Annotated in this window: 13 protein-coding genes; 8 read left to right on the top strand and 5 right to left on the bottom strand. The window is 64.5% G+C overall.

Annotation, left to right across the window (positions count from 1 at the left end; all coding sequences use genetic code 11):
• Window positions 1-21: 21 nt before the first annotated feature.
• The gene (locus DVK00_RS11800; RefSeq protein WP_053966533.1) at window positions 22-396 is read right to left on the bottom strand and encodes an iron-sulfur cluster biogenesis protein NfuA; all 375 of its coding nucleotides are present in this window, start codon (window positions 394-396) and stop codon (window positions 22-24) included.
• Window positions 397-527: 131 nt separating this feature from the next.
• Here DVK00_RS11800 and DVK00_RS11805 point away from each other — a divergent pair, with 131 nt between their 5' ends.
• Window positions 528-1,052: a helix-turn-helix domain-containing protein gene (locus DVK00_RS11805; protein WP_121536249.1), complete on the top strand. Its 525-nt coding sequence runs from the start codon at window positions 528-530 to the stop codon at window positions 1,050-1,052.
• Between the two features lie 6 nt (window positions 1,053-1,058).
• On the opposite strand, the gene DVK00_RS11810 is transcribed toward DVK00_RS11805, so the two are convergent.
• Window positions 1,059-1,532 (bottom strand): DUF6789 family protein, encoded by a 474-nt coding sequence (locus tag DVK00_RS11810; RefSeq protein WP_121577752.1) that lies wholly within the window; start codon window positions 1,530-1,532, stop codon window positions 1,059-1,061.
• Between the two features lie 148 nt (window positions 1,533-1,680).
• On the opposite strand from DVK00_RS11810, the gene DVK00_RS11815 reads away from it, so the two are divergent.
• Window positions 1,681-2,253 carry a peroxidase-related enzyme gene (locus DVK00_RS11815; protein ID WP_101349093.1) on the top strand — a complete coding sequence of 191 codons (573 nt, stop codon included), beginning with the start codon at window positions 1,681-1,683 and terminating at the stop codon, window positions 2,251-2,253.
• A 27-nt stretch (window positions 2,254-2,280) separates the two neighbouring features.
• Here the strand turns inward: DVK00_RS11815 and DVK00_RS11820 are convergent, their stop codons facing one another.
• Window positions 2,281-2,448, bottom strand: coding sequence for a zinc ribbon domain-containing protein (locus tag DVK00_RS11820; protein WP_101349092.1), 168 nt, complete (start codon window positions 2,446-2,448; stop codon window positions 2,281-2,283).
• Between the two features lie 143 nt (window positions 2,449-2,591).
• Here DVK00_RS11820 and DVK00_RS21735 point away from each other — a divergent pair, with 143 nt between their 5' ends.
• The 6 genes from DVK00_RS21735 (at window position 2,592) to DVK00_RS11845 (ending at window position 7,018) form a co-directional block, all read left to right on the top strand.
• A complete protein-coding gene (locus DVK00_RS21735) occupies window positions 2,592-2,729 on the top strand; it encodes a hypothetical protein (protein WP_199722321.1) in 138 nt (45 codons plus the stop codon).
• A 79-nt stretch (window positions 2,730-2,808) separates the two neighbouring features.
• Window positions 2,809-3,789 carry a 4-demethylwyosine synthase TYW1 gene (gene twy1 / locus DVK00_RS11825; protein ID WP_121536245.1) on the top strand — a complete coding sequence of 327 codons (981 nt, stop codon included), beginning with the start codon at window positions 2,809-2,811 and terminating at the stop codon, window positions 3,787-3,789.
• 194 nt (window positions 3,790-3,983) lie between these two features.
• Window positions 3,984-4,682, top strand: a complete 699-nt coding sequence (locus DVK00_RS11830; protein ID WP_101349090.1) for a DUF120 domain-containing protein — start codon at window positions 3,984-3,986, stop codon at window positions 4,680-4,682.
• Entirely contained in the window at window positions 4,669-5,343 is a 675-nt protein-coding gene (ribB, locus tag DVK00_RS11835) for a 3,4-dihydroxy-2-butanone-4-phosphate synthase (RefSeq protein ID WP_101349089.1), read from the top strand. Before DVK00_RS11830 ends, ribB begins: the two co-directional genes overlap by 14 nt.
• A gap of 116 nt (window positions 5,344-5,459) precedes the next feature.
• Window positions 5,460-5,906, top strand: coding sequence for an RDD family protein (locus DVK00_RS11840; protein WP_121577753.1), 447 nt, complete (start codon window positions 5,460-5,462; stop codon window positions 5,904-5,906).
• A gap of 179 nt (window positions 5,907-6,085) precedes the next feature.
• Window positions 6,086-7,018: a branched-chain amino acid transaminase gene (locus DVK00_RS11845; protein ID WP_198560211.1), complete on the top strand. Its 933-nt coding sequence runs from the start codon at window positions 6,086-6,088 to the stop codon at window positions 7,016-7,018.
• Window positions 7,019-7,038: 20 nt separating this feature from the next.
• On the opposite strand, the gene DVK00_RS11850 is transcribed toward DVK00_RS11845, so the two are convergent.
• Window positions 7,039-7,698: a DUF502 domain-containing protein gene (locus DVK00_RS11850; protein WP_101349087.1), complete on the bottom strand. Its 660-nt coding sequence runs from the start codon at window positions 7,696-7,698 to the stop codon at window positions 7,039-7,041.
• A 107-nt stretch (window positions 7,699-7,805) separates the two neighbouring features.
• Complete coding sequence (gene dgoD / locus DVK00_RS11855; RefSeq protein ID WP_101349086.1) at window positions 7,806-8,981, bottom strand: galactonate dehydratase; 1,176 nt, start codon at window positions 8,979-8,981, stop codon at window positions 7,806-7,808.
• Between the last annotated feature and the right edge of the window lie 42 nt (window positions 8,982-9,023).

The raw sequence follows: 9,023 nt of genomic DNA on the forward strand, positions 1-9,023 counted from the left end.
AAAAAAGATCGAGAACTGGCCTCAGAACGGCGCTTCAGGGCCTTCGTCGTCGTCGCCGCCAACGTCGCCGCCGCGGGACTCGCCGGGGAACGAGGGACTCATGCCACCGCTGCCGCCGGACATCCCTTCCTGCTGTTCCATTCCGGTTCGGGCGGTGACCTCGTTTATCTCCGGGATTTCCTTGGTCATGCGCGTCTTGATGGCCTGAATGGTCATCGGCGAGATGCCACAGCCGGAACAGGCGCCGCCGAGGCGGATGGTGACGCTGCCTTCCTCGCGGTCGATTTCCTCGATGGCCGCGCTCCCGCCGTGCATCTGGATCTGGGGGAAGTTGCGGCGCAGGAAGTTCGTGATTCGCTCGCGCAGGTCGTTGGCGTCCTCTGTGTCAGTGCTCATAGTGACTCGTATTCGGTCCCGGGAGGGCTTAGACCTTTGGACTAACATCTCTCTCACGGGGGCGAACTCACGGCCCGCAGTTACCCCGACCATACCTGAACTTTCTATCGGCGGGGCGAGTACCCCGTCGTATGACACCACCCGCCGACGGACCGCGGCTGTTCGAATGTGAGACCTGCGGCGGCGTCGGCATCGGCGACAACCGCCCGGAGTGCTGTGACGGGCCGATGGAGACGGTCGAGACGGCGGAGGCGGCGGTAGCCGAGCCGTCGCTTGAGACCCTGCTGCGGACGGTCTTCGACATGTCCGGCACCGAACTGGACGTCTGCCTCTGCGTGATGGAAGGCGGGGAACTGACCGTGGCGGAGTTGGCCGAGCAGATAGGCTACGACCGCAGCGTCGTCGCGCGCCACCTCAACCACCTCGCCGAGTTCGGCGTCGTCGAGAAGCGCCGCCGAATCAGGCCCTCGGGTGGGCACGTGTACGTCTACACGCCACAACCGCCCGAAGTCGTACGGGAGCGGCTCCGCGGGGAATTTCTGGCGTGGGTTCGGCTGGCCACCGCGGAGTTGAGCGACCTGCAACGCGAGAAGGTCGAGGCGATAGCCGACGCCGGGACCGACGAGCGCCAGTGGACCGTGTTCCAGGAGGAGTAGGGCCGGTCAGAGCCGGTCGGCGGTCGCGGCGTAGACGACGGCGAGGACGGCCCCGTAGACGACGTGCCACAGCAGCGACGGCGGGGCGAAGTTCGGGAACGGCGGCGATGCCGGCGAGCCGACCACACTGAGCCAGACCGGCATCACGAGCGCGGCGAAGGCCGCCCACGTGACGACGCCCCAGCCGACGCCGAGTCCGAACAGTTGCCCGGACGTATCCAGGTCAAGGGCACTCGCAAGCCCCGCGAAGGCCACGCCCAGTACGGCCCCGTGCGAGAGATGGACAACGAGACCAGCAGCCGGGCTCGGCGGCGGTGCGAGCCCGTACAGCGACGGGATTGCGACGGCGAGCGTCGGGGGATTCATCACCAGTATCAGCGCCCCCATGACGGCGCTCCCGGCGATGCCGCCGAGCACGCCGGCTTTCCAGTTGCCGGTACCGAGATCGTACGTTTGCGTCGTTTCTGTCGTCGTTGACATGCATCTGACTCGTCGTGTCGTCTGACAAAAGAGCCAGCGTGGCTGTTCGACCTTGTGCCACGGCCCCGCAAGAGCTATACACCAGCTCTCACCGGCCATGGCCTGACAGGCAACTAACTTTCAAGCCGAGGCCGGACGGACAGGTGGTATGGCAGACTCCGATACAGTGATGAGACGGTTCGATACCCCGGACATCGACGACCTCCCCGAAGACCTGCAGGACCGCATCAAGGAGGAGACCGACCGCGCCGGCTTCACACCGAACATCTTCCCAGCGATGGCGTACCGTCCCTCGCATTTCCGGGCCTTTTTTGCGTACCACGACGCGCTGGTCGAGGAGACTGAGCTGGAACGCGAGGAAGTCGAGATGATAATCGTCGCCGTCAGCGGCGTCAACGACTGCCTCTACTGTATCGTCGCCCACGGTGCGCTCCTGCGGATTTACGCCGACGCGCCCAAGCTCGCCGAACAGGTTGCCGCAAACCACCGGACAGCCGATATCAACGAGACCCACAGGGCGATGCTCGACTTCGCAGTGAAACTGACTGAGTCGCCCGCCCGCATCGAGGACGCGGACCTCGAACGGCTGGCGGAACACGGCTACAGCCGCCGCGCCATCTGGGACATCGGCAGCGTCGCCGCCTTTTTCAACCTCTCAAACCGGCTGGCACAGCTCGCCGACATCCGCCCGAACGACGACTTCTACGACCTGGGCCGCTGACGCGGCCGGTCCGTTTGACACCCGGCCTCACGCCGCTTCCGCGGGCTGTACCGACCCAGCGCCGCACTCCGGACAGGTCAGGTCCTCGACCGTCGCCGCACGCTGTGCGAACTCGGTCCCGCAGTCATCACAGCGGAACCTGTAGTGTCGACCTCCGGAGCCAAACAGCTCGGAGACCGTGTCAATTACACCCATACTAGTACACTCAACATCGAACCCCCAAAATCTTCCGGCTGAAGTACATTTCCGGTGCAGTTTGATACATATAGCATCCATCGCAGCGCGTATCTATACACCTAGTAGTTCTTGTCTTGCGTATCAGGGGCATCCACAGATGTATGAGCGAAACACTCTATCTGATGCAGAAAGACAGCGAAACGCGAATCGAAGTTGACGACGATGGCTACGACCGGATCATCGAAAATGGCAACGTCGTCGGCCACCACATGAGCAACCCCATCGTCAAACTGACATAAGCGCACCGCGGTCCCGAAGCATCGCTGCTGACGCGCAACATCCGGGAGTTTTTGCCGCTGGCTGTTGAATCAGTGTCCAATGAGTGACGCCGACGGCGGTCCGAAGCAGGTCTCGGATCCGGCCTACCACAGCGAGAACCACACGGCCGCCCAGACCTGCGGCTGGACCAAAAACGCCCTGCGTGGGGAGGGGAAGTGCTACAAGTACATCTTCTACGGCATCGAGTCCCACCGCTGCATCCAGATGACGCCGGTGGTGAAATGCAACGAGCGGTGCGTGTTCTGCTGGCGCGACCACGCCGGCCACGCCTACGAACTCGGCGACGTGGAATGGGACGACCCCGCGGCGGTCGCCGACGCCTCCGTGGAACTCCAGCGGAAACTCCTCTCTGGCTTTGGCGGCAACGACGAAGTCCCGCGCGAGGTGTTCGAACAGGCAATGGAGCCGCGCCACGTCGCTATTTCCTTGGACGGCGAACCGACTCTCTACCCGCACCTGCCGGAACTCATCGAGGAGTTCCACGACCGCGACATCACCACGTTCCTCGTCTCGAACGGGACCAACACGGAGATGCTGGAGCGGTGTGACCCGACCCAGCTGTACGTCTCTGTCGACGCCGCCGACCGCCGGACGTTCGATTCGACGGTGCAAGCCATGGAGGACGACGCCTGGGACTCGCTCATCGACACGCTGGACGTGCTGGCCGAGAAAGGCGACACCCGCACCGTCATCCGGACGACGCTTGTCAAGGGCCACAACATGCACCACCCCGAGTGGTACGCGGCGATGTGCGACCGGGCCGACGCGGACTTCGTCGAGATGAAGGCGTACATGCACGTCGGCCACTCGCGGGGCCGCCTCGACCGGGACTCGATGCCCGACCACAGCGAGGTCCGCGAGTTCACGCGAGAGATGAGTGAGTACCTCCCCGACCACGACGTACTGAAAGAGGTCGAAGACTCCCGCGTGGCGATGCTCGCCGAGGACGAGAACACGTGGGTCCCGAAACTGGAGAAGTCGAGCGAGTTCTGGGAGCGGGACGCACTCGTGGAGTACTGACTGTATCGCAAACGAGACAGCGTCATCACAACAGTGTGATAGATTTGAACGTGTTAGACGGCAGTTTAAGTTGTGTCCGGCCCAAACAGTGGTACGCTCCCGTTACCAACGCCGAAATAGTTTCTAGCCGTTCCAAAAGTGGGATGCATTCCACCTTCGGTATGCTTATCCGGCACGACTCCCTACGTCGGCGTATGGCTGAATCAACGGGACAGGGCGTCGGTCGGGACGAGCTGGCGACGCTGAAACTGCTCGCCCTCGACGGCGCGCTCGACGAGCCGACGAAAGTGTCCTGTGCCGACCTCGGGGACCGGCTGGACGCGTCGAACCAGACCGCCTCGCGGCGGCTCCAGCGACTCGAAGACGCCGGCTTTCTCTCTCGGGACATGGTCAGCGACGGACAGGAGGTGGAGCTGACCGGCGACGGCGAGCGCCGCCTCCAGTCGGAGTACGCCGACTACCGGCGCATCTTCGAGGCCGACGCCAGCGTCGACCTGACCGGGGTCGTCACCTCGGGGATGGGGGAGGGACGACACTACATCACGCTGCCGGGCTACATGGAGCAGTTCATCGAGCGGCTGGGGTACGAGCCGTTCGCGGGCACGCTCAACCTCGAACTCACGGCCGAGAGCGTCCGCAAGCGGGCGCGGATGAGCGCTATCGAGCCGGTCACCATCGAGGGCTGGGAGGACGACGAGCGGACCTACGGCCCCGCGTACTGCTACCCCGCCTCGATAGAGGGCAGCGACGGCGAGTACGAGCCGGCCCACGTCATCGCGCCCGAGCGGACCCACCACGGCGAGGAGCAACTCGAAGTCATCGCGCCCGAGAAGCTCCGCGAGGTGCTGGAACTGGCCGACGGTGACGAGGTGATAGTCCATGTCTCGGAGTGAGGACGCCGCCGTCGACGCCGACAGCGTGGCTGACGCCGTCGCCGCCTTCGCCCGCGGCGAGCCAGTGCTGATCCACGACGCCGCCGACCGCGAAGGCGAGACCGACCTCGTCTACCCGGCCGGGGCCGTCAGCCCCGAGGCCGTCGCCCGGATGCGCAACGACGCCGGCGGCCTCGTCTGTGTTGCCCTCTCCGACCGCGTCGCCGACGCGCTCGAACTGCCGTTCATGCAGGAGGTGCTCGACCACCCGACAGCGGCCGACCACGACCTCGCTTACGACGAGCGCTCCTCGTTTTCGCTGACGGTGAACCACCGCGACACCTTCACCGGCATCACGGACGAGGACCGCTCGCTGACGATTCAGGAACTGGCCGCCGCCGCGACGGACCCCGACCCCGAGGCCTTCAGCGATGCCTTCCGGTCACCGGGCCACGTTCACCTTCTCCGGGCGGCCCCCAATGGCCTCTCTGACCGCGAGGGCCACACCGAACTCGCGCTCGAACTCGCCGACGCGGCCGACCTGCCGGAGGCCGCCGTCGTCTGTGAGATGCTGGACGACGAGACGGGTGCAGCGTTGCCCCCGGCAGCGGCGCGGGCTTACGCCGACCGGGAGGGGCTGGTCTACGTCGAGGGTGCGAGCCTGCTAGAGCGGTTCGACTGACGGCAACGGAGATCTGTCTCGGCAGTAATTGACCGAAAAGGCGTGTACTGGCCTCTGTTGTAGAGATACGCGATGTCTGACCCAGATTTATATCAGTGGCATGTCATTCTGTGCGTATGGCTTGGTTTGAACGCCCAGCACCCGAGATGGGCACGGAAGGCGACGTGGTCGGGCGGCGGATTGGCGCAATAATAATCGACATCGTGCTTATCGCCATCGTCTCGTCAGTCATCAGCGGCATCTTAGCGCAGGTTCGGCTCGCATTCCTTGGAAGCCTGTTCGGACTCGTCATCGGCTTTGGCTACTACATCTACCTCGAAGGAACGTACGGTCAGACGGTCGGAAAGATGGCCCTCGACATCGTCGTCGTGACGGAGGACGGCGACCCAATCGAGTACGGGCCGGCAGCGATACGGACTGTGCTTCGCATCGTCGACGCGCTGCCGGCGTTTTACCTTATCGGCATCGTCGCCGTGCTCGTCACAGACCGCAAGCAACGGCTCGGAGACATCGTCGCGGATACGGTCGTCGTCCGCGCCGGCGAGACCGGGAGCATGCGGTGAGACGCGGACTGGCGTTCCCGGCTGAATGAGCGCGACCCTGATCGGAGCAGGGCGCTCTCTCGTGGACCGTCAACACTCTTAACCACGGGAATCAATGGGGTAGATATGACACACGACGAGACTGCAGGAGGCACCACCCGCGGGCATCGCGACTGTCGACTCAGCGGAGGGATCGTGCGATGAGCGACCGTCCGGAGATGTTCGAGGGGACCGACCGTATCTGGATGGACGGCGAGTTCGTCGACTTCGAGGACGCACAGACCCACGTCCTCACGCACGCGCTGCACTACGGCACCGGCGTCTTCGAGGGCGTGCGCTGTTACGACACCGAGCAGGGACCGGCCATCTTCCGCTGGGAGGAGCACCTCGACCGCCTGTACAAATCAGCCAAGCCCTACGACCTCGATATCGAGTTCAGCAAGGCGGAACTCACCGAGGCGACGACCGAACTCATCGAGACGGAAGGGTTCGAGTCGTGTTACATCCGCCCCATCGTCTACTACGGCTTCGACTCGCTCGGCGTGAGCCCGAAAGACTGCCCGACGAAGACAACTATTGCAGCGTGGCCGTGGGGCGCGTATCTCGGCGAGGAAGCGCTGGAGGAGGGCGTCGACGTGATGGTGTCGTCCTGGCGCAAGCACGCCTCCAGCCAGATCCCGACCAACATCAAGACGACCGGCCTGTACGTCAACAGTATGCTCGCCGGCGAGGAGGCCCGCCGCAACGGCTACACTGAGGCCATCGTCCTGAACAAGGAGGGGAACGTCGCCGAGGGGCCGGGCGAGAACATCTTCATGGTCCGGGACGACGAGATATACACGCCCGGTCTGGCCGAGAGCATCCTCGAAGGCATCACCCGCAACACCGCCATCACGCTCGCCGAAGAAATGGGCTACACCGTCCACGAGGAAGCGACCATCTCCCGTGGCGAACTGTACACCGCCGACGAACTGTTCTTCACTGGGACGGCGGCGGAGGTCACGCCGATCCGGAGCGTCGACGACAACGAGATCGGCGAGGGGACGAAAGGGCCGGTCACCGACGACATCCAGTCGGCCTTCTTCGACGTCATCGAGAGCGGCAACCGCGAAGAATGGTTCCACTACGTCTGAGAGCGGGGTGAGCGGCGCGGTCAGTCGTCCGCGAGGTCGTCCTCGTCGGCGACCGGAATCGGCGTGGCGTTGCTGCGGTCCGTGTCGCCGAAGCCGGCGCTGAGAATGCGCGTCAGCGCTTCCTCGACGCGCTCGTCGATTTCTTCGTAGCGGTGTGGTTCGACCTCGACGACGTAGCCGGTCGTGATGTTCGGTGCGGTCGGCAGGAAAAGCACCTCGCGGCCGTCATCGGTGGTCTGTCCCGTTTTGAACGCCGTCATCCGCATCCCGTCCCACACTTCGAGTTTCACCGGCGCCTGAAGGTCTTCGGTTCCCCCGACAGCCGTCTCGACCGCCATCTTCGAAGCGTTGTACACCACCCGGAGTCCGGGGACGTGATTCATTGCGTCGTCGATGGCCCGTTCGACGATGTCGCCGAAGGCCGTCCGCATCAGGTACCCGATGGAGAACACGATGAGGATGAAGATAATCAGCGTCGTAAACACCCGAGCGAGTTCGACAGACGACGTTCCCGAGGGGAGCCCGAGCGCCGCTAGCAGTTCGGCGTCAATCGCCGGGATAACCGCCGCGGACGCGAGGATAGAGTAGAGATAGATGATAACGTACACCGTCACCAGCAGCGGTAACAGGATAATAAGGCCGCTCGCGAAATCGCGCTTCCACGACGTTGAGGAGGCCATACAGATACGTGTCGGGCGCGGGATATGAGCCCTTTCCTTTAGTGCGTTCCGTGCTGTGTCCCACGCAGTCACTGGCGAGGGAGCATGGCGGTGGAATCGCCGCCGGCCTACCACTCGGCGACGCTGCCGTCGTCGTGTCGCCAGACGGGGTTGTGCCAGTCGACCTCCTGCTGGGACTGTTCCCGGAGGAACGCCTCGTCGATTTCGATGCCCAAGCCGGGGTCAGTGGGCACAGTGACGAAGCCGTCCTCGTAGTCGAACACCGACGGGTCTGCGAGGTAGTCCAGCACGTCGGCGGCCTCGTTGTAGTGGATGTCGATGCTCTGTTCCTGAATGAGCGCGTTGGGCGAGCAGGCGTCGACCTGCACACAGGACGCCAGCGCGACCGGACCGAGCGGGCAGTGTGGAGCCATCGCCACGTCGTAGGCCTCGGCCATCGCGGCTATCTTGTACACCTCGGTGATGCCGCCGGCGTGTGAGAGGTCGGGCTGAATCACGTCGACGGCACCGTCCTCGAACACCTCCTTGTAGTCCCACCGCGAGTACATCCGCTCGCCCGTGGCGATGGGGATGTCAGTGTGGGCGGCAAGCGCCGGCAGCGCGTCGTTGTGCTCTGGCAGGACCGGTTCCTCGATGAACATCGGGTCGTACGGTTCCATCGCCGAGGCCAACCGCTTGACCATCGGCTTCGTCACGCGGCCGTGGAAGTCGACGCCGATGTCGACCTCGGGGCCGACGGCCTCGCGGACCTCCCGGAGCCGGGTCGCGGCGGCCTCGACCGTCGCCGGAGTGTCGACCCGTTCGATTTCGGGCGTGGCGTTCATTTTCAGCGCCGTGAACCCTGCCTCGACCTGCTCGCGGGCGGCGTCGGCCACGTCCGAGGGCTCGTCGCCGCCGATCCACTGGTACACCCGAATCCGGTCGCGGGCCTGCCCGCCAAGCAGCTGGTGGACCGGTGTGTCGAGTTGCTTGCCCTTGATGTCCCACAGCGCCTGGTCGATGCCGGCAATAGCGGACATCAGGACCGGGCCGCCGCGGTAGAAGCCGCCGCGGTACATCGCCTGCCAGTGGTCCTGAATTGTCTCGGGATTTTCGCCGACGAGATAGCTGTCGAGGAGTTCCTCGACGGCGGCGCGTACCGTATGTGCCCGGCCCTCGACGACTGGTTCACCCCAGCCGACGGTTCCGTCGGCCGTCTCCAGCCGCAGGAACAGCCAGCGGGGCGGGACCTCGAACAGTTCGTAGTCGACAATTCGGTTCCCACCCGCGTCGTCCGCTGTCATACCAGTGGTCTCCTCGCTGTAGTAGCAGTCCCGCTGGGAGCA

The organism is Haloarcula sp. Atlit-47R, assembly GCF_003665985.1.
GTDB lineage: Archaea > Halobacteriota > Halobacteria > Halobacteriales > Haloarculaceae > Haloarcula > Haloarcula taiwanensis.

Bases quoted from the DNA above. Each gene is read 5' to 3' on its own strand.
- DVK00_RS11800 (WP_053966533.1), bottom strand. From the start codon at position 396: ATGAGCACTGACACAGAGGACGCCAACGACCTGCGCGAGCGAATCACG.
- DVK00_RS11805 (WP_121536249.1), top strand. From the start codon at position 528: ATGACACCACCCGCCGACGGACCGCGGCTGTTCGAATGTGAGACCTGC.
- DVK00_RS11810 (WP_121577752.1), bottom strand. From the start codon at position 1,532: ATGTCAACGACGACAGAAACGACGCAAACGTACGATCTCGGTACCGGC.
- DVK00_RS11815 (WP_101349093.1), top strand. From the start codon at position 1,681: ATGGCAGACTCCGATACAGTGATGAGACGGTTCGATACCCCGGACATC.
- DVK00_RS11820 (WP_101349092.1), bottom strand. From the start codon at position 2,448: ATGGGTGTAATTGACACGGTCTCCGAGCTGTTTGGCTCCGGAGGTCGA.
- DVK00_RS21735 (WP_199722321.1), top strand. From the start codon at position 2,592: ATGAGCGAAACACTCTATCTGATGCAGAAAGACAGCGAAACGCGAATC.
- twy1 (WP_121536245.1), top strand. From the start codon at position 2,809: ATGAGTGACGCCGACGGCGGTCCGAAGCAGGTCTCGGATCCGGCCTAC.
- DVK00_RS11830 (WP_101349090.1), top strand. From the start codon at position 3,984: ATGGCTGAATCAACGGGACAGGGCGTCGGTCGGGACGAGCTGGCGACG.
- ribB (WP_101349089.1), top strand. From the start codon at position 4,669: ATGTCTCGGAGTGAGGACGCCGCCGTCGACGCCGACAGCGTGGCTGAC.
- DVK00_RS11840 (WP_121577753.1), top strand. From the start codon at position 5,460: ATGGCTTGGTTTGAACGCCCAGCACCCGAGATGGGCACGGAAGGCGAC.
- DVK00_RS11845 (WP_198560211.1), top strand. From the start codon at position 6,086: ATGAGCGACCGTCCGGAGATGTTCGAGGGGACCGACCGTATCTGGATG.
- DVK00_RS11850 (WP_101349087.1), bottom strand. From the start codon at position 7,698: ATGGCCTCCTCAACGTCGTGGAAGCGCGATTTCGCGAGCGGCCTTATT.
- dgoD (WP_101349086.1), bottom strand. From the start codon at position 8,981: ATGACAGCGGACGACGCGGGTGGGAACCGAATTGTCGACTACGAACTG.